The sequence below is a fragment of the Polaromonas sp. genome (assembly GCF_031411155.1).
In the GTDB taxonomy this organism is placed as follows: domain Bacteria; phylum Pseudomonadota; class Gammaproteobacteria; order Burkholderiales; family Burkholderiaceae_C; genus Polaromonas.
In genome coordinates this window covers 1-22,971 of sequence record NZ_JANOAL010000058.1, presented here as the reverse complement: position 1 = coordinate 22,971, position 22,971 = coordinate 1, and the positions used below count along the sequence as shown (strand labels likewise).

Sequence of the window (22,971 nt, the reverse complement as noted above, 5' to 3'; positions counted from 1 at the left end):
GTCGGTAAGCCGACACCGACGATCGGCAGCAATCGCCTGCATTGCCGACATTCAGCTGATATCGTCACAGGCTGCTTGGGGCACAGGGGCGCCATTCGATTCATAGCCCGAGTGGACTTCACCCTGATTTTCGTGCTCATTCAATTGCACAAAAATCCTGTTGAGGCTGAACTCCGCCGAGTAGTTTTGGCAATTTTCAATTCGTCCAGGATGGTCACGTTGCAAACGTTTTTCCGATGAACGGAACCGGATGCCACCCCGGGTTGCTCCTGTTGTTATAGCTGCTTGCGCCCGTGAATATTGGGCTAGAGGCAGTTTTTGTTCTGAAAATGGCTGGGTGGCTGTCCCATGGCGGCCTTGAACATGGCTGAAAACGCGCTGTCGCTGGCGTAGCCGCTGGCGGCGGCCACCCGGCTTACCGGCTGGCCGCGTGCCAGCAAGGGCAGGGCGTGCGCCAGGATCGCCTGCTGGCGCCACTGCTGGTAGCTCAAGGCCAGCTCATCGCGAAACAGCCGCGCCATGGTGCGCTCGCTGGCGCCCATGTTAGCGGCCCATTCGGCCAGCGTGGCGCGCTCTGACGGGGCCCGCAGCACCGCTTCGCACAGGGCGCGCAGGCGCTTGTCGCCGGTTTGCGGATGCGGCAGCGGCACACCCAGCGCCTGGGTGTCGGCGTGGGTGATTTCGTCGAGCACCAGCGCGCACAGCAGCTGTTCGCGCGCAGCATTAAGCGTTTTTTCGGCGGACGAATCGAGGGCGTGAATCGATTCGCGCAGCAGCGGCGACACCACCATGACACGGCAGCCCTGCCAGCCCAGGGGCGTGGCGCTGGCGTCGATATACAGCGTTCTGAATTCGGCGGCTTCCAGCACCGTGATGTGGTGGCGCGCGCCGGGCGCAATCCAGACCGCGCGCGATGGCGGCACGATGTAGGTGATTTCGCTTTCGGCCTGGTCGCTTTGCGCCGCCGTGACCTGCACGATGCCGCTGGCGCAGTAGGCCAGCTGGGCCCAGGCGTGCGAGTGGGGCTCGAAGTGGGTATCGGCCGCCAGGCTGCGGGCGCGCAGCCGCACCGGGCGCTCGCGGCTGGGCACAAAGCCGTCGGTGTCGCCGACCGGCATGAGGCGTAGCGGGGAGTGGCGGGGCATGCGTGTTTGGCAGGGGCTGGAGGTGGGTTTGTCTGAAATTCGCTGAAACATGGCGATTTGTCGCATTTCAGCAAGCCAGGCCAATACTACGATAGCGCGATGAACACTTCAAGCACCCTGAACTTGCCCCGGCAAGACGCCGCTTCGCTGCGGCGCGATGCCCGCGTGATTGGCCTGGTCGGCACGGCGCACCTGACCAGCCACTTCAGCCAGTTGCTGCTGGCGCCGCTGTTTCCGTGGCTGAAGGACGCATTCAGCGTGAGTTACGCGGAGCTGGGATTTTTGATGACGGTTTTCTTTGTCGTCTCTTGCGCGGTGCAGGCCTTGTCGGGCTTTGTGGTGGACCGGTTTGGCCCGCGCCCGGTGTTGTTTGGCGGGCTGAGCTTGCTGGGGCTGGCGGCTTTTGGCTATGCGGCCAGCAGCAGCTACGGGATGATGGCGGCGTTTGCGGTGCTGGGCGGCATGGGCAATGGCGTGTTTCACCCGGTCGACTACACGCTGCTCAATCGCAAGGTCAGCCCGCCGCGCCTGGGCCATGCCTATAGCGTGCATGGCATCACCGGCAGCCTGGGCTGGGCGCTGGCGCCGGCCTTGCTGGTGCCGATGGCGTTTGCTTTTTCCTGGCGCGCGGCGCTGGTGTGCGCGGGCCTGCTGGTGTTTGCGGTGCTGGCGGTGCTGCTGCTGCACCGTGACACGCTGACGCTGGAGAAAGAGGCAGAGGCGCCCGGCCAGGCGGCTGGCGCCGTCGCTGACGGCAGCCTGGCTTTCCTGAAAATCCCGGCGGTATGGATGTGTTTTGCATTTTTCTTCTGGTACGCGATTGTGCTCAGCGTGGTGCAGGCCTTTGCGCCGGAGGCGGCGCGCCAGCTGCATGGCGTGCCCTTGGCGCTGGTGGCGATGTGCCTGACGATTTACATGGTCTGCAGCGCCGGCGGCATGGTGCTGGGCGGCTTTTTGGCGGCCGATGCCTCGCGCTGCGAGCGCATTGTGGGCGCGGGTTTTGGCGTGGCGGCGGCGGTGGCGCTGCTGCTGGCCCTTGCTGTGCCAGGCAGCCTGGCCGCCTGGATGGTGCCGGTGCTGTTTGGCGTGATGGGCTTTGCCGCCGGCATTGCCGGGCCTTCGCGCGACCTGCTGGTCAAGCAATCCACGCCGCCCAATTCAACCGGCCGGGTCTACGGCGTGGTGTATGCCGGGCTGGACATTGGCCAGGCGGTGTCGCCGCTGGTGTTTGGCGTACTGATGGACCAGGGCCAGTTCCGCGGCGTGCTGCTGGGGCTGGCGCTGATGCAGGGCGTGCTGATAGCCAGCGCCTTCAATGTGCGGCGGGTGCGGCGCACGGCGCTGGTCACGGCCTGACGGGCGGGACGGGCCTGACGGGCCGGATTCTGGCCGCTGCCGGGCGGCGGTGCGGTATCCTTGCCCTCCATGTACGCGCCCTTTTTCGGCCTCACGCAGGCGCCGTTTTCCATCGCGCCCGACCCGCGCATGCTGTTCATGAGCGAGCGGCACCGCGAGGCGCTGGCGCACCTGCTGTATGGGCTGGGCGGGCCGGACGGCCGCGCGGGCGGGGCGGGCGGCGGCTTTGTGCTGCTGACGGGCGAGATCGGCACCGGCAAGACCACGGTGTGCCGCTGCTTTCTGGAACAGATCCCGGCCAGCTGCAACGTGGCCTACATCTTCAACCCCAAGCTCACGGTGATCGAGCTGCTGCAGTCGGTCTGCGACGAGTTTCACATCGCGGTGGCGACCAAAGAGCGGCAGCCGCCCACGGTCAAGGATTACCTGGACCCGCTCAACGCGTTTTTGCTGCGGGCCCATGGCGCCGGGCAAAACAATGTGCTGATCATCGACGAGGCGCAAAACCTGTCGGCCGAGGTGCTGGAGCAGCTGCGCCTGCTGACCAACCTGGAAACCAGCGAGCGCAAGCTGCTGCAGATCGTGCTGATCGGCCAGCCCGAGCTGCGCGCCATGCTGCAGCGGCCCGAGCTGGAGCAGCTGGCCCAGCGCGTGATTGCGCGCTACCACCTCGATGCCCTGACCCCGGCCGAGACGGCGCAGTACATCCAGCACCGGCTCGACGTGGCGGGGCTGAAACAGGCGCTGCCGTTTGACCGCAAGGCGCTCAAGCGCATCCACCAGCTTGCGCACGGCGTGCCGCGCCGCATCAACCTGCTGTGCGACCGCGCCTTGCTGGGCGCCTTTGCCGGCGGCCAGGCTACGGTCAGCCGCGATATCGTCAACAAGGCGGCGGGGGAGGTGTTCGACCCCCCGGCGCGCGCAGCCTCCACTGCCGGGCCCTGGCGCCGCGGTGCGGCGCTGGTGGGCCTGGGCCTTGTCGCTGGCGCCGGCCTGTTGGCCATGGCCCGCTGGGCGGCGCCCGTGACGCCGGTGTCCCGAGTGCCCGAAGTGGCTGCTGTCGCCGCCCCCCCGCCTGCAGCGGCCCCCGCCGTGCTTGCGGCCTCCGCGCTCGTCGCGGCCAGTGCGCCGGTCGACGCAGCCATAGTCCAGCCCGTACCGTCGGCGCCGCCCCCGACCTTGTTGCATGACGAAAACCAGGCCTGGCGCGAACTGGCACAGGCCTGGAAACTCACGCCCGGCGAGGGCGCCCCCTGCCAGGCGCTGGCGCGCGAGCAGGTGCGCTGCTTTGGCAGCAACACCAGCCTGGCGCTGATACGCCAGCTGGGCCGCCCCGGCATCGTCAAGCTCGACAGCCAGAGCGGCTCTCCTTCGTATGCCTTGCTGACCGCGCTGACGCCGGACAGCGCCACCCTGCGCGCCGGCGACAGCGAGCAGACCGTGACGCTGGCGGCGCTGGCGGCGCGCTGGCAGGGCGACTTTTCCACGCTCTGGCGCAGCCCGGCAGGCTACAGCGGCCCCGTCAATGATGGCCAGGGCGGCCCGGCGGTGCAATGGGTGGCGGCCCGGCTGGCCACGCTGGACGGCACGGCGCCACCCGCCGGCCGCCCCGTCCAGGACGCCGCTTTCAAGGCACGGGTCCGGGCTTTTCAGCTGGCGCAGGGGCTGCCGGCCGATGGCCTGCTCGGGCCGTTGACTTTCATGCAACTCAATCGTGCGGCCGGCGTGGACGAGCCGACCCTTCGCACCGGGCCCTGAACCATGTCCTACATTCTTGATGCCCTGCGCAAAGCCGACGCCCAGCGCGAACGTGACCCGGCACGCGGCATTCATGCCCGGCCGGTGGCGTCTGCGCCGGATAGTCCCGCCAGCCGCCAGACCCGGCTTTGGCTGTGGGGCACGGTCGGCCTGGTCTGTGCGGGCTTGCTGGCGGTGGCGGCGTGGCAACTGGCCCGACCTGCCGCAACGGTGATGGCGCCTGCGCCGGCTACAGTGCCCTTGCTGCCCCCTGTAGCCGCTGCAGCGGTCGCGCCAGCCGTTCCTCTGCCGCCGCCTGCTGCCCAGGTGCTGCCTCCAGCGCCGCCTGCGGCGCCACCCCCGCCAGCGGCTGTCACGGCGCCTGTGCGCGAGGCAGCCAGAGCGGCTCCCCCCGCTGCGGCCCTGGCTACCTCCGCGTCGGCAACGGCAGAGCCCGGCCGCGAGCGTGTGCTGTCGGTCAGCGAATTGCCGGCCGACGTGCAGCGTGAGCTGCCCAAGCTGGCCATCAGCGGCGGCGTTTATTCGGCCAATCCGGCCCAGCGCATGCTGATCGTCAACGGCCAGGTGCTGGGCGAAGGCGCCGACGCGGCGCCGGGTGTGCGACTGGAGCAGATCCGCGCCAAAACGGCGGTGTTGAGCTATCGCGGCTACCGCTACGGACTGGCGTACTGACGCGCGCAGTGAAGCGGCCACCAGTCATCCGCCTTCAGCCTCCACTTTCGGCCAATAACCACAAGGTCACGCCGCCCACCAGCAGCGACAGCGTGGGGATGATGCAGAGCATCCAGCGCCCAGACCGCGATGGCGGGTAGCCGCTGGCCAGCAGCAGGCCCAGGCTGGCCAGCGCCGTCGGCTCTGGCGACAGGCCAAACACCTCAAGCTGGGGCCAGGGGAAACCGGCGAGCAGTCTGGCCAGCGGGTAAAGCACCACGCCCGCAGTGGCCAGTAGCCAGCCCAGGCTTTGCCGCAAACCGGCAGTGGCCCGCGTTTGCGCATCGCGGCGCAGCACGCCCAAGCCCACCAGCAGGATGGCCTGAACCGCAAATGCCAGCGCAAAATAGGGGGCCGCCCAGTTGATCGCGGCATAGCGCTGCCAGTGAAAGGCCCAGCCGACCCAGAGCCAGGCCGCAGCCAGCAGCGCCGTGAGCAACCGGCCCGCACCGTCGCGCCGGGACGCGGCCAGCCAGAGTGCCAGCAAACCCGCAGCCAGCGCGACCAGCTGCGCGGGCCAGACATCGCGGTTGTAAAGCTCCACCAGGCGCCAATAGCTGCGCGGTGAAAACATCAGGAAATCAGTTAGCCGGTAGCTCCACCACTCGGACATGCTTCACAGCGCCTCTACATGGGCGGCCATGCGCCTGCGAAATCCTTCGTCGGGCATGCGGCCCAGCGCCGCGCCCATGTTGTCGTGCAGGTGAGCCGCATTGCCGGTGGCCGGAATCGCGCAGGTAACGGCGGGGTGCGAGACGATGAATTTCAGCGCCAGCTGGGCCCAGTTGGCGCAGTCGATCTCGCCGGCCCAGGCCGGCAGCGGGTGGCGCTGCAACTGGCGCAGCAGGTCGCCCTGGCGAAACGGTCGGTTGGCCAGCACGGCGATGCCGCGTTCGCGCGCCAGCGGCAGCAGCCGGTGCTCGGCCTCGCGATCGAGCAGGTTGTAAGTCAGCTGGACAAAGTCGATGCTCTGGCTGCGCATGATCTGCTCCATCTCGCGGTGGCGCCGGCCCTCGGAGGTGCTGATGCCCACATAGCGCAGTTGGCCGGCGGCCTTCATGGCCTGCAGCAGCGGCAACTGCTCTTGCCAGGCCAGCAGGTTGTGAACCTGCAGCAAGTCAAAATGCGGCAGCCGCCAGAGCTGCCGCGAGGCCTCGATCTGCGCTGCCCCGGCCGAAGAGGTCCAGACCTTGTCGGCGGAAAAAACGCGCCGCTGCGCCGCCAGCGTTTGCAGAGCGTCGCCGATGACGCCCTGCGAAGAGCCGTACATCGGCGAGGAATCGATCAGGCGTCCGCCGGCCTCGAAAAACTGGCGCATGACCTCGGCACATTGGACGCGCGCCGGGCGGTCATTGCCGACGTTGAAGGTGATCCAGCTGCCCAGCCCGAGCACCGGAATCGGCTCGCCCGACGAGGGGATGGGCCGGGACAGCGGCGGCGGGCGCGCAGGGCTTTGCGCAAGCGCGCCTGCCGCGGCCAGCGCGGGGGCAAGGTGCAGCAGCAGGGTGCGGCGTCGCATTTTGGCAGACTAGCATAGGGCGGGGTCCGGCGGAGCGGCAGGGTCAGCAAGCCCACCGCGACAACATGACGAAGCGGAAAACCGAACCTCTCGGCGGTTGGTGTGGCTGGCTACCGATAACCGCTGGCGTGGGTAATCTTTCCATGGGCCTGGTGTAGCGCCATAATGAAGCGTGAGGCAGACCCGGCCATCCGCGGCCAAGGCTGCAACGCACGCAAGGAGACGGCCATGAGCAATTCGACCACGCCCAAAGATGGAGATTTCGCCCACTGGGTGGAGGAGAAATCCGAAGCCCTGAAGTTTGAGCTGGGCGAGAAGTTTCCGGTGCCGCCCACCACGCTGCATTCACCCTCTGTGCACGTCGAGACCGGCCAGCAAAAGCTGGAGGAAGTGCTGCTCGAGCACGAGGAGCCGACGCCGGAGTTTCTGGAGGAGCTGGCCGCGCTGGAAGAGGCCCCGCCGCTGAGCGAGGAAGAGCTGGCCAGGCAGGCGCTGGCCGCCGGCGGCGCCGACAACGACAGTGCCACGCCGGAGTAAGTGGGCACCGAGCACGGCAAAATGGGGGCATGACCACACAACTTGCCGGCCACCTTCTTGTTGACTGCCTTTTGGCCCAGGGCGTTACCCATGCGTTTGGCGTGCCGGGCGAAAGCTATCTGGCGGTGCTGGACGGCCTGCATGCGCGGCGCGATCAAATCAAATTCATCACCTGCCGCCAGGAGGGCGGCGCGGCCTTCATGGCCGAGGCGCACGGCAAGCTGACGGGACGGCCGGGCGTTTGCATGGTGACGCGCGGGCCGGGCGCGACCAATGCCTCCATCGGCGTGCACACGGCGTTTCAGGATTCGACCCCGATGCTGCTGCTGGTCGGCGATGTAGCCAGCGACTGCCGCGACCGCGAAGCCTTTCAGGAGGTCGACTACGCCAGTTTTTTCGGGCCAAGTACCAAGGGCTTTGCGAAACGGGTGGAGCGCATCGATGACGCCGACCGCATTCCCGAATACGTGGCACGCGCCTTTGCCACGGCCATGAACGGCCGGCCCGGCCCGGTGGTGCTGGTGCTGCCCGAAGACATGCTGACCCGCATGACGGCGGCCCGGCCCTTGCCGCGCGTGGCGGCGGTGCAGGCCTGGAGCGACCCGGCGTCCTTGCTGGCATTGCGCGAGATGCTATTAAAAGCAGAGCGCCCGTTCGTCATTGCCGGCGGCGGCGGCTGGACGCCGCAGGCGGCGCAGGCACTGCAGCGTTTTGCCGAAAACTGGCAGCTGCCGGTGGGCAACGCCTTTCGTTTTCAGGACACGTTTGACAACCATCATCGGCAGTACGCCGGCGATGTGGGCATTGGCCTGAACCCCAAACTGGCGGCGCGTATCAAGGCCAGCGACCTGATCATCGCCGTCGGCCCGCGCCTGGGCGAAATGACGACCGGCAACTACACCTTGCTGCAGGCGCCCAGGCCGACGCAGCAGCTGGTGCACATCCACGCCAGCGCCGAAGAGCTGAACCGGGTCTACCAGGCCGATCTGGCGATCAACGCCACCATGAATGCGGCGGCGTTCTCGCTGGAAGGGCTGGCGGCGCCTGTGGAAGTGCGCTGGGAGGCGTGGACGGCCTCGGCCAACGAAGACTATCTGGCCAATCTGCAGCCGCAAAAACTGCCCGGCGACATCGACATGCCGGCCATCGTCGGTCTGCTGCAACAGCATTTGCCGGTAGACGCCGTGCTGACCAATGGTGCCGGCAACTTCGCCAGCTGGGTGCACCGCTTCTTCAAGCACCACGGGCTGGCCAAGGGCCACAAGACGCAACTGGCGCCCACGGTGGGGGCCATGGGCTATGGCGTGCCGGCCGGGATTGCGGCGGCTATCACCACCGGGCGCGTGGCCTTCACCATCGCCGGCGACGGCGACTTTTTGATGAATGGACAGGAGCTGGCCACGGCGGTGCAGCACGGCGCCAAAAGCATCATCGTGCTGCTCAACAACGGCATGTACGGCACCATCCGCATGCACCAGGAGCGCGAATACCCGCAGCACGAAAGCGGCTCGCGCCTGAACAATCCGGACTTTGCCGCGCTGGCGCGCGCCTATGGCTATGCCGGTGTGCGCATCACGCGCACGGCGGAGTTTGAAGCCGAACTGCTGGCCGCGCTGGCGCGCCCCGAGGGCACGGTGATTGAGGTGACGCTGGACCCGGAAGTGATCACCACGCGCGGCACGCTGTCGGCCATCACGCAGAACGCGCTGGCCAAAGCGCCTTGACAGTGCTATAAAAATAGTAGCTGAATCCGCACGTTCTGTATGGGCTAGAGGCTTATTTCATTGCCAAAAGCAGAAAAACCGGACGCTGTTGCCAGCGCCCGGTTTTTTTATTGGCCCCCCAGGCTCCATGATGGAGCCGGCAGAGGTTTCAAGCCTTTGAAGACAACTTACGGTTTGATGTCCACACCGTAGAAGTTGTGGCGGCCAAACGGGCTGTTCTTGAAATCAACCACTTTCTTGCTGACCGGCTTGAGTTGCACGGCGTGGGCAATCGTGAACCACGGCGCCTGCTCCTTGAAGACCACCTGGGCCTGCTGGTACAGCTTGGTGCGTTCTGCCGGGTTGGTCACGGTCTTGGCTTTCAGCACCAGGTCTTCATAGGGCTGGTAGCAGAACTTGGCGATGTTGCTGCCGCTGGCCGATTGCGCCGAAGCGCAGCCGAGCAGGGTGTACATGAAGTTGTCCGGATCGCCGTTGTCACCGGTCCAGCCCAGCATGCCCATCTGGTGCTCGCCGGCCTGCATGCGCTTGCGGTATTCGCCCCACTCAAAACTCTTGATCTCGGCCGTGACGCCGACCTTGACCAGGTCGGCCTGCATCAGCTCGGCAATGCGCTTGGCATTGGGGTTGTAGGGGCGCTGAACCGGCATGGCCCACAGGTCGGTGGTGAAGCCGTTGGGGTAACCCGCTTCAGCCAGCAACTTTTTGGCGGCTTCCGGGTTGTATTCGTCGTCCTTGACCGCGTTGTTGTAGGCGGCCATGGTCGGTGGAATCGGGTTTTTGGCGGCAACGCCGGTGCCCAGGTAAACGCCGTCCACAATGGCCTTCTTGTTGATGGACATGTTGATGGCCTTGCGCACGCGCACATCGTCAAACGGCTTCTTGGTGGTGTTGTAGGCCATGTAGCCGACGTTCAGGCCGGGCTGCTCCAGCACGGTGACATTGGGATCCTTTCGGATGGCTTCCAGGTCAGCCGGATTCGGGTAGGGCATGACATGGCATTCGCCCTTTTGCAGCTTGGCCCAGCGCACCGAGGCGTCCGGCGTGATCGAGTACACCAGGTCATCGATCTTGGCCTTGCCACCCCAGTATTGCGGGAAGGCCTTGTAGCGGATGACCGCGTCTTTCTGGTATTGCAGCAGAGAGAAGGGGCCGGTGCCGACCGGGTCCTGGTCAATCTTTTCGGGCGTGCCGGCCTTGAGCATGGCATCGGCGTATTCCTTGGACTGGACCGCCGCATAAGGCATGGCCAGGTTCGACAGGAACGGTGCCTCGGGCTGGTTCAGGGTGATCTTGATGGTGTAGTCGTTGACCTTTTCCACCGATTTCAGCAGTTTGGGCATGCCCATGTCGCTGAAGTAGGAGTGGTTGGGGCTGGTGACCTTGAAGTAGGGATTGTCTTCCTTCCACTGGCGCTCGAACATGAACATGACGTCGTCGGCGTTCATGTCGCGCGTCGGCTTGTAGCCCTTGTTGGTGTTGTGCCACTTCACACCCTTGCGCAGGTGGAAGGTGTATTCCTTGCCGTCGGCGGAGATGTCCCACTTCTCGGCCAGGCTGGGCACGACCTTGGTGCCGCCACGCTCAAACCCCACAATGCCGTTGTAGATCGGTTCGTTGGCGTCAAACGAGGTACCCGTGGTGTTGACACCGGGGTAGAAGTTCTCCGGGCTGCCTTCAGAACAGAACACCAGCGTCTTGGCAGACACGGGCGAAAGTGCCAGCAGTGCTGGCACGGCAATGGCGCACAGCAGGGCACGCTGCACCGGACGCAGCCGGCGGGCAAGAGGTTGGGTCTGAATCATTTGACGGACTCCCTTTGGAGGTTAAAGCTGCAAGGCAGCGAACAATTGGCCAGTTTACGCAAATTGTGTTTGCACGCGCTGGTCATGAAAAAACGTGGCCGGAAGCAGCGCAGGGTGTGCACGGCTTTTGGCTCACGCGACGAGAAAATTTTCAGCATAGTGACAGGCCACCTGCCGGTCTGCGACCTCGCGCAACACCGGCCTTTCGGCGCGGCAGCGTTCTGTGACATGTGGGCAGCGGGTGGAGAAAACGCAGCCGCTGGGCGGATTGAGCGGTGAAGGCAACTCGCCCTTGAGCACTATGCGCTGCTTGACGCCCGTGCTGCCGGCCAGGCCAGGCGTGGACGCCAGCAGGGCCTGGGTGTAGGGGTGCAGCGGCCGTGCAAAAAGCGCGTTTTTTTCACCTTGCTCGACCGCATGACCGAGGTACATCACCAGCACATCGTGGGCAATGTGGCGCACCACGCCCAGGTCGTGCGAGATAAACAGGTAGGCCAGGCCCAGCGACTGCTGCAGGTCGGCCAGCAGGTTAAGCACCTGGGCCTGAATCGACACGTCGAGGGCGGACACCGGCTCGTCGGCCACCACCAGCGTAGGGTTGAGCATCAGCGCGCGGGCAATCGCAATACGCTGGCGCTGGCCGCCTGAAAACATGTGCGGGTAACGGTCGTAGTGCTCGGGGCGCAGGCCCACCATGGCCAGCATGGCGCGCGCCTTGTCGGCGCGCTCCTGCGCGGTCAGGGTGGTGTTGATTTCAAGCGGCGCTTCGAGGATGGCCCCGATTTTCTTGCGCGGATTGAGCGAGCCGTAGGGGTTTTGGAACACCAGCTGCACCGCCTTGCGCAGCGCCAGGCGCTCCTCATGCGGTGCATGGACGGCATCCACGCCCTTGATGCGCAACTGGCCCCCGGTCGGGGTTTCGATCAGCGACACCATGCGGGCCAGCGTGGACTTGCCGCAACCCGATTCGCCCACCACGGCCAGGGTCTTGCCGGCATGGACGGCAAACGACACGCCGCCCACCGCCTGCAAATGGTCGGAAGGCCGCATGAAGCCACGGCGTATTTCATACACGCGTCGCAAGTCCCTGGCCTCGACCACGGGCTGGCCGAAGGGCGCGGAGGTGTTGTGCGGCGCGCTCATGCTGGCACCTCCAGCAGGGGCTGGTCGCGCAATATGGCGGCTTCGCGGCCGGGGTCTCCGAGTGGATAGTGGCAGCGGACCTTGCCGCCGGCCGGCGCGCTGGGGTCCCAGGCGCGCAGCATGGGCCGCTCCTCGCGGCAATGCTGGGTGGCGTAGGCGCAGCGCGGCGCAAACAGGCAACCGGTGGGCCGGTCGTACAGGCCGGGCACCATGCCGGGAATGGTCGCCAGCCGGGCGCTGCCGTCGCTGCGCTCGGGCAGGGCGGCCAGCAAGGCTTCGGTATAGGGGTGCTGGGGCGTGTTGAACAGCGCGTGCGAGGCTTGCTCTTCCATGATCTGGCCGGCGTACATCACGGCCACGCGCTGCGCCATTTCAGAGACCACGCCCATGTTGTGGGTGATCAGCACCAGCGCCATGCCGCGTTCTTTCTGCAGGCTGCGCAGCAGGTCCAGGATTTGCGCCTGAATCGTCACGTCGAGCGCGGTGGTGGGCTCGTCGGCAATCAGCAGGCGCGGGTTGCAGGCAATTGCCATGGCAATCATCACGCGCTGGTTCATGCCGCCCGACAGCTGGTGCGGGTAGGCTTTCAAACGGCTTTCAGGGGCGGGGATGCCGACCTGTTCCAGCAGTTCGATGGCCTTGCGTGTGGCGGCCCTGCCGTCCATGTGCAGATGCAGGCGCAGGGTTTCGGTGAGCTGAAAGCCGATGGTGAAGCAGGGGTTCAGGCTGGTCGTGGGATCCTGAAAAATCATGGCCACGTCTTTGCCAGTGAGCTTGCTGCGCTCGCGGTCAGACAGCGCCAGCAGGTCGTGGCCGGCAAAGCGCAGTTTGTCGGCGCGTACCCGACCCGGATAGGCCACCAGGCCCATCAGGGCCATCATGGTGACGCTTTTGCCGGAGCCGGATTCTCCGACGATGCCCAGCACTTCACCTTCTTCGATACTCAGGCTGATGCCGTCAACGGCGTGCATGACACCGTTTTGCGAGGGAAACTCGACGGACAGGTTTTCTATTTCAAGCAGGGCCATGTTTAAATCCTCCCCCTTCTCGGCTCACTGCGTGTAGCCGGATCCCCCCGCTGGGGGCAACACCTGCGGCCCGGCAAAGCCGGTTCCGCGCTGTTACTTGCGAAGAGGTTCATCGGATGTGTGTCGATCGTATTCATCGTTTGAGCTTAGGGTCAAACGCGTCACGCAGTCCGTCCCCCAAGAGGTTGAACGCCAGCACGGTGATCAAAATAGCCAGACCCGGAAAGGTGACGACCCACCAGGCACGCAGCACAAATTCCCGGGCATCGGCCAGCATGGTGCCCCACTCGGGGGACGGTGGCTGGGCGCCCAGGCCCAGAAAGCCCAGAGCGGCAGCATCCAGAATGGCGGTAGACACGCCCAGCGAGGCTTGCACAATCAGCGGCGCGGTGCAATTGGGCAGGATTTCGCTGAACATCAGCCGCAGGCGGCCCGCGCCGCTCATGCGCGCGGCGGTCACATAGTCGCGCGAGGTTTCGGCAATCACCGCGGCGCGGGTAATGCGCACGTAATGCGGCAGCACCACAATGGCGACGGCCAGCATGGCGTTCATCAGGCCTGGGCCCAGGATGGCCACGATCACAATCGCCAGCAGCAGGCTGGGTAGGGTCAGGATGATGTCCATCAGCCGCATCACGGCAATCTCGAAAATGCCCCGGAAAAAACCGGCCAGCAGGCCCAGCACCGTGCCAACAATCACCGACAAAGTCACCACCGCCAGGCCAATCACCAACGACAGGCGGGCGCCGTGCATCAGGCGCGACAGGATGTCCCGCCCGATGGCGTCGGTGCCCAGCGGGTAGGTCCAGCTTCCGCCGGTCTGCCAGGCCGGCGGTTTGAGGAAGACCGCGTTGTTGGTGATGTTGGGCGCGTGCGGCGCCAGAAGGGGCGCAAAAAGCGCCACCAGCAACACCGACAGCACAATCACGAGGCCGATCACCGCGCCGCGATTGGCGCTGAAGTAGTTCCAGAATTCGCGCAGCGGGTGCGGTGGTGCCGGCGGAGTGCCTGATTTCAAGATAGCCGTGCTCATCGCTGGTGCCTGATGCGTGGATTGATGATGCCGTAGGTGATGTCAACCAGCAGGTTGACCGCCATCACGATGGTGCCGAGCAGCAGGATGCCGCCCTGCAACACGGGGTAGTCGCGGCGGCTGATGGCTTCGATCAGCCATTTGCCGACGCCAGGCCAGGAGAAAATGGTTTCGGTCAGGATCGCGCCGGTAAACAGCACGCCCACCTGCAGGCCAATGACCGTAATCACCGGAATCAGCGCGTTGCGCAGTGCATGCAGCGCCACCACCCGCAGGTTGGACAGGCCCTTGGCGCGCGCCGTGCGGATGTAGTCTTCGCCCAGCACTTCGAGCATGGCCGAGCGTGTCATGCGCGCTATCACTGCCAGCGGATTGGTGCCCAGCACGATCACCGGCAAGATCAGGTGCGAGGCGGCCGACCAGAACGCCCCCTTGTCGTCGGACAGCAGGGAGTCAATCAGCAAAAAACCGGTGGTGGGTTCAATAAAGTACTGCACCGACAGGCGGCCCGACACCGGGGTCCAGCCCAGTTCGACTGAAAACAGCAAAATCAGCAGCAAGCCCCACCAGAAAATCGGCATGGAATAGCCGGTCAGCGAGACGCCCATGACGCCGTGATCGAGTATCGAGTTGCGCTTGACAGCCGCCAGAATGCCGGCCGGAATGCCGATCAGCAGCGCAAAGATGATGGCGCCCACGGCCAGCTCAATCGTGGCCGGAAAAAGCGTCAGGAACTCGCGCAGCACCGGCTCCTGGGTGATCAGGGACTTGCCCAGATCGCCTTTCAGAACCCGGCCAATGTAGATGCCGTATTGCACCAGCACCGGTTTGTCGAGGCCGAACTCTTTCAACAGTTGCGCATGCCGAACCGGGTCAATGCCGCGCTCGCCGGCCATGGTTTCTATCGGGTCGCCCGGCACCATGCGAATCAAAAAGAAGGCCAGCAGCGTCATGCCCAGAAAAGTCGGGATGATCAGGCTCAGTCGGGTGAAGATGAAGCGAAGCATTAGGGCTGGAGGCTAAGGCGGGCAAAGGTGCGGCGAGCGCGCGATCCGCAGCTGTGGCGGAAGTTTGCAGGACTTGCAGGAGTCTGCAGAGAGTCGTTTTTTAGATGCATGGGCAGGAACCAATCTTGTGAATTGTCATTTTTGTCATACCCGGTTGTGCCGTGGCAGATTTTTATCTTAGCAACAAATGTGCTGATTTTCAGGTGTGCCGTCGACTGCTTGCTACCTAGTAACCCCTAGTGCGTTGTCACGAACTGCAGGAGCGCGCGGGGCGGTAAGGCTGGACATGGAGCAGGGAGCGCCGCATAAAAAAAGGCCGGTGAAAACCGGCCTTTTGAAATCGGAGATAAAACCGATTATTTGACGTGCTTGCCGATCAGGCCGGCCATCTCGAACATCGACACCTGCGCCTTGCCGAAAACCGCCTTGAGCTTCTCGTCGGCGTTGATCATGCGCTTGTTGATCTTGTCCTGCAGGCCTTTGGCTTTGATGTAAACCCAGAGCTTGCTGACAATCTCGGTACGTGGCAGTGGCTTGTCGCCCACCACAGCGGCCAGCGCCGGGCTCAAGGTCAGCGCTTTCATGAACGCTGCATTGGGGGTGCGCTTTTTTGCAGCCACTTTCTTGGCCGGAGCCGCTTTCTTTGCCGCTACCGTTTTGGCCGGTGCGGCCTTTTTTGCGGCGACTTTTTTTGCAGGAGCTGCCTTTGGTGCGGCCGCCTTCTTCGCTGGGGCTGCTTTTTTAGCAGCTACTTTTGTTGCCGGTGCAGCCTTTTTTGCAGGCGCTTTTTTTGCCGGTGTTTTTTTTGCAGTTGCCATGATTGATTTTCCTTCTAGAAGTTGATAAATCACCACCGGAATAACTACTTCCCCGTGGCAAAGCGGATGCTACTGGAGAAAAACGTTGTTTCATAGGGAGAAGCGACTTTATTTGCGCGCTTCTGTTGCGGATTTACCTCTGAAAATCAAAAACACGCCCATGAGGATCACGCCGCAGGCCATCCATTCGCCGCCGGTGACCTGCTCACCGGCAAACAATGCACCCAGAAAAATGGCAATCAGCGGGTTCACAAAGGCATAACTGGTGGCCACGGCAGGGGACGCATTGGCCAGCAAATAGAGGTAGGCGCTGAAGGCAATAAGGGACCCGAACACCACCAAATACAGCCAGGCCCATACCGCCAAGGGCTGTGCCGGCCAATGACTGAGCACCTGCCGGGGTTCATCCAGCACCAGGGAAATCACCATTAACACCGCGCCGCCACACAGCATTTCGCTGGCAAAGCCGGCCGGCCCGGTGGCCAGCGGCAGCCGCGCGGTGGACAGTACCGAGCCCAGCGACCAGAGCGCGGTCGCCCCGGCTATGCAGGCCAGCCCGACCGGCGCCGCTGCAAAGCTGGCGCCCTGCACCAGCAGCAGCACACCGGCCAGCCCGACCGCCATACCCAAAAACTCAAGCCGGCTCGGGTGCTGACCCAGCAAAAGGCCCAGCGCCGACACCATCATGGGCACCACGGCGATGAAGGTGGCGATCAGGCCCGAGCCAATATGCACTTCTGCACTGGCGGTCAGCCCCATGCCGCCGCCCAGCATCAGGGCGCCGATGATCAGCGCATTGCGCCATTCGCGCCGGCTTGGTAAAGGCTGCTTGCGCACGACGACCCATGCCATCAGCAAAACGCCCGCCGTCAGAAAGCGTGTGCCCATCTGGAAGAACGGCGGAAAGCTGACCAGGGCCAGCCGGATGGCGAGGTAGGTGGATCCCCATATCAGGTAACAGGCGAGAAGGGCGGGAAACAGCAGGGAGGCAGGCCTTGAGCCTGGAAAACGGGTTGAAAGTGATGGTGTCATGCAAGGCATCGTAAGTTGCCAGAGGCGCCGATGCCATGCAAAAATAAAGGCAAAAAATCGGTTCAACTTTCAATTTAATGCTTGGAAAGCACAATGACCGAAACCTGCGAATGCGATGCCTATGACAGCCGGATCCTGGCGGAACTGCAGCAGGATGCCCGCATCACCATGGCCGAGTTGGGCCGACGTGTGCATCTGAGCCAGCCGGCGGTCACCGAACGCGTGCGCAAGCTGGAGCTGAACGGCGTGATCAGGGGCTACCGCGCCGAGGTGGACCTGACGCGCCTGGGGTATGGCATTCGCGCCATCGTGCGCCTGGCGCGGGCCGAATACCCGCGGGTCGTCAAACTCATTGAGCAGACGCCCGAGGTCATCAATGCCTACAACGTGACCGGCGAGGACAGCTGGATACTGGAAATTGCCGTCATCGACGTGACCCATCTGGATGCCGTGGTGACCAAATTCTGCAACCTGACACAGACTTCCACCTGTATCGTGCTGAACGCGCCCCGCGAAAACGCCACGGTGCTGCCCGCGCGGCGGGAAAGTATCAAACCCACGATCAAGAAGGTCACCGGAAAATGACAAAACCTGTTCCTGTTGCAGCCTCGGCTGCCGTCTCGTTCGCCACCTGCGATCTCTGTGATACCCATAAAAGCGACGGCTCGGGCGCATTCAGGGTGTTGCCGCCCGTATTCAGGAGTTTTGGCGCGGTCCAGAAATTCAGTGGCCGGGTGGTCACCGTCAAGTGCTTCGAGGACAACTCGCTGGTCAAGGATGCGGTCGACTCGCCCGGTGAGGCCCGGGTGCTGGTGGTTGATGGTGGCGCGTCTCTGCGCCGCGCCCTGCTGGGCGGCAACCTGGGCGCCGCGGCCGCCAAAAATGGCTGGGCCGGGGTCGTGATTGATGGCTGTGTGCGCGACGTGGCCGAGCTGGCGCGGTGCCAAACCGGCATACGCGCCCTGGCCGCGATGCCGCTGCCGACCGAAAAACACCAGCAGGGTCAGCGCGATGTCGCCGTCCAGATTCAGGGGGTTGCGGTGCGACCGGGCGACTGGCTTTATGCCGATGAGGACGGCATCGTCGTGATGACGGCACCGTTCACAAACTGAATATGCTTTCGCGGGGCTTAGCTGCTGAGGCCCTTGTACAGCATGTAGGCCGCCAGCACGTACAGGATGCTGGCAAAAACCCGCTTGAGCTTGCTGACGGGCAGCTTGTGGGCGGCGCGTGCTCCCAGCGGTGCGGTCATGAAGCTGCACACCGCAATCACCGCCAGCGCCGGCAGCCAGATGTAGCCGAAGGCGCCGGCCGGCAGGTCTTGCACGTTTTGTCCGCTGATGACATAGCCGAGCACGTTGGCAACGGCAATCGGAAAGCCAAGCGCGGCCGAGGTCGCCACGGCGCTGTGAATCGCCACGTTGCACCAGGTCATGAAAGGCACGCTGATAAAGCCGCCACCGGCGCCGACCAGGCCCGACATGAAGCCGATAAAACCGCCGGCCACCAGTTGGCCCGCCGTGCCCGGCATCTGCCGCGTGGGCGAGGGTTTTTTGTCCAGAAACATCTGGGTCGCTGAAAAACTCACGAACAAACCAAAGAAGATCGCCAGGTAAGCGCCCTTGAGCAGCGCGAATACGCCCAGGCTGCCGATGATGCTGCCCACCACGATGCCCGGTGCCAGCCGGCGAACGATGTTCCAGCGCACGGCACCGCGCTTGTGGTGCGCCCGAACGCTGGCGATGGACGTGAAAATAATGGTCGCCATGGAGCTGGCAATCGCCATCTTCACCGACAGGTCGGGCGAAACGCCGCGGTGGGACAGGATGAGGGTGATGAAAGGCACCATCAGCATGCCGCCGCCTATGCCCAGCAGCCCTGCCAGAAAACCGGTCCCTATGCCCAGCAACGCGAGTTCGATGATGAGCAGGGCTTCAAGATTCATGGGGCGGGCCGCATCAGTTGCGGCAGGTCGGGGGTGGGCCAGAGTGGGCCGAGCGACCCGGGAGAGAAAAGGAATTAGGTGTCTGCGAGTACCACTGGACCGTCATCCTGAACCGGGGTTCAGGTGGGCGAGGGCAGTCAGGTTTCGGGTTCGTCTAACGCGAGACGATCACACCTGCCAGACAATTTACCAAGCCCGAGCTCATAGAGCATTGGTTCAAGGAAATATAAAGCCCAATGCGCATCGCAGACGGCCCAATTGTAGGCCTTTGAAGGCGCCTGTACAGGTCGGCGGCCGGAGATTTTCGGTCTGGCGGCGTTACAGCAAACGGCCGTCGATACCCAGTGCCGCGTCCAGCCGCTGCAGCAGGGCGGCCAGTTCCGGTTGTGGTGCATCACTGGCAGCGTGAGCGGCCTTGGGTACGCTGGCAGCCGCTGCCGGCGTGGCACTGCGCTCGGGCAGCTCAAATGCCAGGTTCAGCGCGGCCAGAACGGCAATGCGGTCGCGCGCCTTGATCTTGCCGGCATCACGGATCTTGCACATCGCCATGTCGACGCGGTTGACGGCGTCGAGCATGCGGGCGTCGCCGTTTTCAGGGCAGCCCAGCAGATAACTTTGACCCATGATTTGCACTTCGAGCTGTTTCATCAAGCAGTTCCCACCGTTGGTTAAAGGCTGTGGCCGTTGCTCTCGGGCAGGCGTTCCAGCAGGGCGTCGACGCGGGCACGGGCAGCGCTCAACCGTGATTTGAGTGAATCGCGCTCATGCGTCAACACGCTGACCTGCTCGCTCAGCAAGGTATTGGTGCGCTGCAATTCCTCGTAGCGCAGCAGCAGCCGCTCAACGCGTTCCGTGATCTGGTCGATTTGGGTTTGGTTCGACATGGCGAAGCTGATTGTAGGGTTTGCACAGGTTTTGCCGCGTAGAATCTCGCCTGTTGGTGCTCGCAGTGTGGTTCACATGCTGCAGTTCAACGGGAAGCAGGAGGAAGTCAAAGCCATCCGGGCCGGGTTAATCCCCGTACGGAAGCGCCGCGATTTTTAACCTGCGCTGCCCCCGCAACGGTAAAACGGACGAATCGCCGCCTTCAGGACCATTCCTTGGGGCCTATTCAGTTTTCATCTATAGCCACTGAGCGTCTTGAACACGCGCTTGGGAAGGCGATGAAACCAGTTCCGTCAGCCCGGATACCGGCCAACAAGGTGAATGCGCGCGTCCATGATTTGACCGAGCGTTCGTAACGCTCATGCACCGGCGGGGAAGCCGGTAAGGGCATTTTGTTGATTGTTTGATTCCATGAAAACCTGTGTTTCCCCTGCGCGCCTGGCCGTGCTTCCCGCTGCCCTGGTCGCCATTTTTTCTGCCTTTCCGGTTTTCTCCCAGACCTCCTCCACGCCGCAACTTAAGGAGACGGTGGTGACGGCAACGCGCAACGAGCAGCTGCTGAGCGCCGCTTTGCCGCACACCACGGTCATCAGCAAGGAGGATATTGAGCGCTCTCAGGCCACCGATCTGGTCACGCTGCTACAGCGTGAGGCGGGTTTGCAGCGCACCCAGAACGGCGGCATCGGCACCACGTCCAGCATTTTTTTGCGGGGTGCAGCGGCGCTGGAAACGCTGGTGCTGATTGATGGCATTGCGCAAAACAAGCAGGATGCCTCGGGTGCGGTAAGCCTTGAGCACATCATGCTTGACAGCATTGAGCGGGTTGAAATTGTGCGCGGCAATGTGTCGGCCATTTACGGCTCGGGCGCCATTGGCGGCGTGATCCAGATTTTCACCAAAACCGGTTCACGCGCGCCGACCGCCGCGCTGTCGCTGGAACTCGGGCCGCGGGCCTTTAAAAAGCTGTCGGGCAGCGTGAATGCCAGCCACGGCGATACCTCGTTCAGCGCCAGCCTGTCGCGCGTCAAGACCGACGGATTTTCGGCCCTCAACCCTGCGCAGCAGCCCGGTGCCAACCCCGATGCGGACGGCTATGCCAACACCTCTGCCACCCTGTCGGCCACGCACAGGCTGTCGAAGGACCACAGCTTTGGCCTCAAGTTGTTCAAGTCCAAAGGCGAGACGGCTTTTGACAACGCTTTTGGCGCGCCCACCGATGTGCAGAATTCGACCACCCGCCTGAACCAGGCCACGGTATTTACCGACAACACGTGGGGCAGCTGGCGCAGCCGTCTGTCCCTGAGCGAGCAGTCTGACAAGAGCCGCTTTTTCGACGACGGCGCTTTTGGCTCGACGGACACTTTCGTGACGCGTGCCACCGTATTGAACTGGGTCAACACCCTGGCGCTGGACAATGACTGGATCGTGACCGGCGGCCTCGAGCAGCAGCGACAACGCGTCGAGACCACCACCACCTCCGCGTTTGGCGCGCCTTACGACCAGAAGCGCAACGCGACGGCGGTATTTGCGGGCGTTGAAGGCAAAGTGGGCGCGGGCGGCCTGCAGCTCAATGTTCGTCACGACAAGGTGGGCGAGTTGAAAGAAAGCACCGGCTATATCGGCTACGGCTATCCGGTCACCGAGCAACTCAAGCTGATTGCCAGCGCATCCACGGCGTTTATCGCGCCGCCGCTGGGCTACCTGTTTGCCCCCGGCTTCGGCAACCCGCTGCTCAGGCCGGAACTGGCGCGCAGCAAGGAGCTGGGCCTGCAGTACGAGCAGGGCGGTCATCTGCTGCGCGCCACCTACTTTGACACCCGCATCAGGGACCAGCTCAACTTCGACACCAGTACCTTTGCGTTTGCCAACATCAGCCGCACCCGCAACGATGGCCTGGAGCTGTCCTACAAGGGCCTGCTGGGTCAAACCGATTTGCGGGCCAGCCTCACGGTGCAAGACCCCGTCAATGAGATCACCCGGCAGCGGCTGAGCCGCCGCGCCAGCACACTGATGTCGCTCGGGGTGTCACAGCCTCTGGGGGCATTGCGCCTCAGTGCGGACCTGCAGTACAGCGGCGAGCGCCCCGATGTTTTCACCGATGTGAACACCTTCCAGTCGGTGAACACCACCTTGGGTGCCTACACTCTGTTGAACCTGTCGGGCGCCTACAAGCTGTCACCCGAGTTAACCTTCAAGGCGCGCCTTGACAACGCGTTTGATCGAAAATACCAGACGGTTTACGGTTACAACCAGCAGCCACGCAGCCTTTATCTGGGTCTGACCTGGGCGCCCAGGCTGTAAGTGCCGCGGCCCGTCGGGGCCGGTGAGGCGCTGCAGCTACCTGGCCCGGTCAGGGCCGGTTAGTTCCACAGCGGGTTGGCGTCCCGTCCGTTGGCCGCAACAGTTTGGTTTTTGAAGGAACCCTCATGACCCCCAACCCGCTTGACTGGCGCACCTTGGCCGCGGGGCCGGATGCTTCGGGCTACGGTCCGCAGCGTATCGTCTGCCTGACCGAAGAGCCGACCGAGTGGCTTTACCTGCTGGGTGAAGAGCGCCGCATCGTCGGCATCTCGGGCTACACCGTGCGGCCGCCGCGTGCCCGCGAGGAAAAGCCCAAGGTCAGTGCTTTTTTGAACGCCAGGATCGACAAGATTGTGGACCTGCAACCCGACTGCGTGATTGGTTTTTCGGACCTGCAGGCCGACATTGCCTCGCAACTGGTCAAGAAGGGGGTTCAGGTCACCATCTTCAACCAGCGCAGCGTGGCAGAAATCTTTTCGATGCTGTACCAGCTGGCCGCCATGGTGGGGCAGGAAGCCCGCGGACTGGCGCTGATACAGGGCATGCAGCGCCGCTTGCTGGAGATTGAACAGGCGGCCGCCAGCCTGAAGCGCCGCCCGCGGGTTTTTTTTGAAGAGTGGTACGACCCGCACATCTCGGCGATTGCGTGGGTGTCTGAACTCATCGGCATTGCCGGCGGTGACGACTGTTTTCCCGAGCTGGCCAAAGAGCCCATGGGCAAGGGCCGCATCATTGCCGACGGCAGCACCATCGTGGCGCGCAACCCGGACATCATCCTGGGCTCGTGGTGCGGGCGGCGCTTTCGGCCTGCGCATGTGCGGGCGCGGCCTGGCTGGGCAGGCGTCAACGCCGTCCAGAACGACCAGCTGTTTGAAATCAAATCCGCTGAAATTTTGCAGCCCGGACCCGCATCGCTCACCGACGGTGTCGAGCAGATTCACCAAATCATCATGGATTGGAGCCAGTTACATGCATGACATCGCCAGAAGCGAGTTCATCCTCGGCGGCCAGCGCAGTGGCAAGTCACGCCGAGCTGAAATGCTGGCGCGCCAGTGGCTGGCGCAATCCGGCAACCACCGCGCCGTGATGGTTGCGACGGGCCAGCCGTGGGACGATGAGATGGCCGCCCGCATCGCCCATCACCAGGCCGACCGGGCTGAGCGCGTGCCCGGCATGACCACGGTGGAAGAGCCGCTGGCGCTGAGCGAAGCGCTGGCCCTGAAC

23 protein-coding genes and 1 riboswitch are annotated in these 22,971 nt (G+C 63.9%); of the genes, 10 read left to right on the top strand and 13 right to left on the bottom strand.

The features are described 5' to 3' along the window. Window positions 1-305 precede the first annotated feature (305 nt). Window positions 306-1,145: a helix-turn-helix transcriptional regulator gene (locus tag RMO23_RS03455; protein WP_309678704.1), complete on the bottom strand. Its 840-nt coding sequence runs from the start codon at window positions 1,143-1,145 to the stop codon at window positions 306-308. 99 nt (window positions 1,146-1,244) lie between these two features. Between RMO23_RS03455 and RMO23_RS03450 the strand changes: the two genes are divergently transcribed. The 3 genes from RMO23_RS03450 to RMO23_RS03440 all read left to right on the top strand — a co-directional run bounded on the left by RMO23_RS03450 (window position 1,245) and on the right by RMO23_RS03440 (window position 4,931). Continuing rightward, window positions 1,245-2,501, top strand: coding sequence for an MFS transporter (locus tag RMO23_RS03450; RefSeq protein ID WP_309678703.1), 1,257 nt, complete (start codon window positions 1,245-1,247; stop codon window positions 2,499-2,501). 69 nt (window positions 2,502-2,570) lie between these two features. Further along, window positions 2,571-4,259 (top strand): AAA family ATPase, encoded by a 1,689-nt coding sequence (locus RMO23_RS03445; protein ID WP_309678702.1) that lies wholly within the window; start codon window positions 2,571-2,573, stop codon window positions 4,257-4,259. 3 nt (window positions 4,260-4,262) lie between these two features. Beyond that, window positions 4,263-4,931 (top strand): general secretion pathway protein GspB, encoded by a 669-nt coding sequence (locus tag RMO23_RS03440; RefSeq protein WP_309678701.1) that lies wholly within the window; start codon window positions 4,263-4,265, stop codon window positions 4,929-4,931. Between the two features lie 34 nt (window positions 4,932-4,965). On the opposite strand, the gene RMO23_RS03435 is transcribed toward RMO23_RS03440, so the two are convergent. Further along, window positions 4,966-5,583 carry a DUF6064 family protein gene (locus RMO23_RS03435; RefSeq protein ID WP_309678700.1) on the bottom strand — a complete coding sequence of 206 codons (618 nt, stop codon included), beginning with the start codon at window positions 5,581-5,583 and terminating at the stop codon, window positions 4,966-4,968. A 3-nt stretch (window positions 5,584-5,586) separates the two neighbouring features. Then, entirely contained in the window at window positions 5,587-6,489 is a 903-nt protein-coding gene (locus RMO23_RS03430; RefSeq protein WP_309678699.1) for an aldo/keto reductase, read from the bottom strand. A 228-nt stretch (window positions 6,490-6,717) separates the two neighbouring features. Between RMO23_RS03430 and RMO23_RS03425 the strand changes: the two genes are divergently transcribed. Together RMO23_RS03425 and RMO23_RS03420 are read left to right on the top strand one after the other, a co-directional pair. Next, on the top strand, window positions 6,718-7,026 hold the full coding sequence (locus RMO23_RS03425) for a hypothetical protein (RefSeq protein ID WP_309678698.1): 309 nt from the start codon (window positions 6,718-6,720) through the stop codon (window positions 7,024-7,026). A gap of 29 nt (window positions 7,027-7,055) precedes the next feature. Further along, window positions 7,056-8,750 carry a thiamine pyrophosphate-binding protein gene (locus tag RMO23_RS03420; protein WP_309678697.1) on the top strand — a complete coding sequence of 565 codons (1,695 nt, stop codon included), beginning with the start codon at window positions 7,056-7,058 and terminating at the stop codon, window positions 8,748-8,750. A 167-nt stretch (window positions 8,751-8,917) separates the two neighbouring features. On the opposite strand, the gene RMO23_RS03415 is transcribed toward RMO23_RS03420, so the two are convergent. From RMO23_RS03415 to yedA, 7 genes are all read right to left on the bottom strand, one after another. After that, on the bottom strand, window positions 8,918-10,555 hold the full coding sequence (locus tag RMO23_RS03415) for an ABC transporter substrate-binding protein (protein WP_309678696.1): 1,638 nt from the start codon (window positions 10,553-10,555) through the stop codon (window positions 8,918-8,920). Between the two features lie 132 nt (window positions 10,556-10,687). Then, a complete protein-coding gene (locus RMO23_RS03410; RefSeq protein ID WP_309678695.1) occupies window positions 10,688-11,698 on the bottom strand; it encodes a peptide ABC transporter ATP-binding protein in 1,011 nt (336 codons plus the stop codon). Beyond that, a complete protein-coding gene (locus RMO23_RS03405; protein ID WP_309678694.1) occupies window positions 11,695-12,726 on the bottom strand; it encodes an ABC transporter ATP-binding protein in 1,032 nt (343 codons plus the stop codon). The genes RMO23_RS03410 and RMO23_RS03405 overlap by 4 nt, the downstream gene beginning before the upstream one ends. 133 nt (window positions 12,727-12,859) lie before the next feature. Continuing rightward, window positions 12,860-13,759, bottom strand: a complete 900-nt coding sequence (locus RMO23_RS03400; protein WP_309678693.1) for an ABC transporter permease subunit — start codon at window positions 13,757-13,759, stop codon at window positions 12,860-12,862. Then, a complete protein-coding gene (locus tag RMO23_RS03395) occupies window positions 13,756-14,766 on the bottom strand; it encodes an ABC transporter permease subunit (RefSeq protein ID WP_309678692.1) in 1,011 nt (336 codons plus the stop codon). Before RMO23_RS03395 ends, RMO23_RS03400 begins: the two co-directional genes overlap by 4 nt. A 356-nt stretch (window positions 14,767-15,122) precedes the next feature. Continuing rightward, window positions 15,123-15,584 carry an SWIB/MDM2 domain-containing protein gene (locus RMO23_RS03390; protein ID WP_309678712.1) on the bottom strand — a complete coding sequence of 154 codons (462 nt, stop codon included), beginning with the start codon at window positions 15,582-15,584 and terminating at the stop codon, window positions 15,123-15,125. A 108-nt stretch (window positions 15,585-15,692) separates the two neighbouring features. Continuing rightward, window positions 15,693-16,625 carry a drug/metabolite exporter YedA gene (gene yedA / locus RMO23_RS03385; RefSeq protein WP_309678691.1) on the bottom strand — a complete coding sequence of 311 codons (933 nt, stop codon included), beginning with the start codon at window positions 16,623-16,625 and terminating at the stop codon, window positions 15,693-15,695. Window positions 16,626-16,709: 84 nt separating this feature from the next. Between yedA and RMO23_RS03380 the strand changes: the two genes are divergently transcribed. Beyond that, entirely contained in the window at window positions 16,710-17,201 is a 492-nt protein-coding gene (locus RMO23_RS03380; protein ID WP_309678690.1) for an Lrp/AsnC family transcriptional regulator, read from the top strand. Next, window positions 17,198-17,728 carry a ribonuclease E activity regulator RraA gene (gene rraA / locus RMO23_RS03375; RefSeq protein ID WP_309678689.1) on the top strand — a complete coding sequence of 177 codons (531 nt, stop codon included), beginning with the start codon at window positions 17,198-17,200 and terminating at the stop codon, window positions 17,726-17,728. Before RMO23_RS03380 ends, rraA begins: the two co-directional genes overlap by 4 nt. Before the next feature lie 17 nt (window positions 17,729-17,745). On the opposite strand, the gene RMO23_RS03370 is transcribed toward rraA, so the two are convergent. The 3 genes from RMO23_RS03370 to RMO23_RS03360 all read right to left on the bottom strand — a co-directional run bounded on the left by RMO23_RS03370 (window position 17,746) and on the right by RMO23_RS03360 (window position 19,445). Continuing rightward, entirely contained in the window at window positions 17,746-18,561 is an 816-nt protein-coding gene (locus RMO23_RS03370; protein WP_309678688.1) for a sulfite exporter TauE/SafE family protein, read from the bottom strand. Between the two features lie 318 nt (window positions 18,562-18,879). After that, window positions 18,880-19,209 carry a cell division protein ZapA gene (locus tag RMO23_RS03365; protein WP_309678687.1) on the bottom strand — a complete coding sequence of 110 codons (330 nt, stop codon included), beginning with the start codon at window positions 19,207-19,209 and terminating at the stop codon, window positions 18,880-18,882. 20 nt (window positions 19,210-19,229) lie between these two features. Then, window positions 19,230-19,445, bottom strand: a complete 216-nt coding sequence (locus RMO23_RS03360) for a cell division protein ZapB (protein ID WP_309678686.1) — start codon at window positions 19,443-19,445, stop codon at window positions 19,230-19,232. A gap of 37 nt (window positions 19,446-19,482) precedes the next feature. Further along, a riboswitch (cobalamin riboswitch) is annotated at window positions 19,483-19,775 on the top strand. 202 nt (window positions 19,776-19,977) lie between these two features. Here RMO23_RS03360 and RMO23_RS03355 point away from each other — a divergent pair. The 3 genes from RMO23_RS03355 to RMO23_RS03345 form a co-directional block, all read left to right on the top strand. Further along, window positions 19,978-21,747, top strand: coding sequence for a TonB-dependent receptor domain-containing protein (locus RMO23_RS03355; RefSeq protein ID WP_309678685.1), 1,770 nt, complete (start codon window positions 19,978-19,980; stop codon window positions 21,745-21,747). A 125-nt stretch (window positions 21,748-21,872) separates the two neighbouring features. Beyond that, window positions 21,873-22,724, top strand: a complete 852-nt coding sequence (locus RMO23_RS03350) for an ABC transporter substrate-binding protein (protein ID WP_309678684.1) — start codon at window positions 21,873-21,875, stop codon at window positions 22,722-22,724. Then, a partial coding sequence (locus tag RMO23_RS03345; RefSeq protein WP_309678683.1) for a bifunctional adenosylcobinamide kinase/adenosylcobinamide-phosphate guanylyltransferase occupies window positions 22,717-22,971 on the top strand: 255 nt, incomplete at its 3' end. The genes RMO23_RS03350 and RMO23_RS03345, both read left to right, overlap by 8 nt.

Coding starts and splice junctions, on each gene's coding strand:
- RMO23_RS03370 (WP_309678688.1), bottom strand. CDS start 18,561: ATGAATCTTGAAGCCCTGCTCATCATCGAACTCGCGTTGCTGGGCATA.
- RMO23_RS03365 (WP_309678687.1), bottom strand. CDS start 19,209: ATGAAACAGCTCGAAGTGCAAATCATGGGTCAAAGTTATCTGCTGGGC.
- RMO23_RS03420 (WP_309678697.1), top strand. CDS start 7,056: ATGACCACACAACTTGCCGGCCACCTTCTTGTTGACTGCCTTTTGGCC.
- RMO23_RS03430 (WP_309678699.1), bottom strand. CDS start 6,489: ATGCGACGCCGCACCCTGCTGCTGCACCTTGCCCCCGCGCTGGCCGCG.
- RMO23_RS03415 (WP_309678696.1), bottom strand. CDS start 10,555: ATGATTCAGACCCAACCTCTTGCCCGCCGGCTGCGTCCGGTGCAGCGT.
- RMO23_RS03410 (WP_309678695.1), bottom strand. CDS start 11,698: ATGAGCGCGCCGCACAACACCTCCGCGCCCTTCGGCCAGCCCGTGGTC.
- RMO23_RS03405 (WP_309678694.1), bottom strand. CDS start 12,726: ATGGCCCTGCTTGAAATAGAAAACCTGTCCGTCGAGTTTCCCTCGCAA.
- RMO23_RS03400 (WP_309678693.1), bottom strand. CDS start 13,759: ATGAGCACGGCTATCTTGAAATCAGGCACTCCGCCGGCACCACCGCAC.
- RMO23_RS03445 (WP_309678702.1), top strand. CDS start 2,571: ATGTACGCGCCCTTTTTCGGCCTCACGCAGGCGCCGTTTTCCATCGCG.
- yedA (WP_309678691.1), bottom strand. CDS start 16,625: ATGCCTTGCATGACACCATCACTTTCAACCCGTTTTCCAGGCTCAAGG.
- RMO23_RS03395 (WP_309678692.1), bottom strand. CDS start 14,766: ATGCTTCGCTTCATCTTCACCCGACTGAGCCTGATCATCCCGACTTTT.
- RMO23_RS03440 (WP_309678701.1), top strand. CDS start 4,263: ATGTCCTACATTCTTGATGCCCTGCGCAAAGCCGACGCCCAGCGCGAA.
- RMO23_RS03435 (WP_309678700.1), bottom strand. CDS start 5,583: ATGTCCGAGTGGTGGAGCTACCGGCTAACTGATTTCCTGATGTTTTCA.
- RMO23_RS03380 (WP_309678690.1), top strand. CDS start 16,710: ATGACCGAAACCTGCGAATGCGATGCCTATGACAGCCGGATCCTGGCG.
- RMO23_RS03450 (WP_309678703.1), top strand. CDS start 1,245: ATGAACACTTCAAGCACCCTGAACTTGCCCCGGCAAGACGCCGCTTCG.
- RMO23_RS03350 (WP_309678684.1), top strand. CDS start 21,873: ATGACCCCCAACCCGCTTGACTGGCGCACCTTGGCCGCGGGGCCGGAT.
- RMO23_RS03455 (WP_309678704.1), bottom strand. CDS start 1,145: ATGCCCCGCCACTCCCCGCTACGCCTCATGCCGGTCGGCGACACCGAC.
- RMO23_RS03360 (WP_309678686.1), bottom strand. CDS start 19,445: ATGTCGAACCAAACCCAAATCGACCAGATCACGGAACGCGTTGAGCGG.
- RMO23_RS03425 (WP_309678698.1), top strand. CDS start 6,718: ATGAGCAATTCGACCACGCCCAAAGATGGAGATTTCGCCCACTGGGTG.
- RMO23_RS03390 (WP_309678712.1), bottom strand. CDS start 15,584: ATGGCAACTGCAAAAAAAACACCGGCAAAAAAAGCGCCTGCAAAAAAG.
- rraA (WP_309678689.1), top strand. CDS start 17,198: ATGACAAAACCTGTTCCTGTTGCAGCCTCGGCTGCCGTCTCGTTCGCC.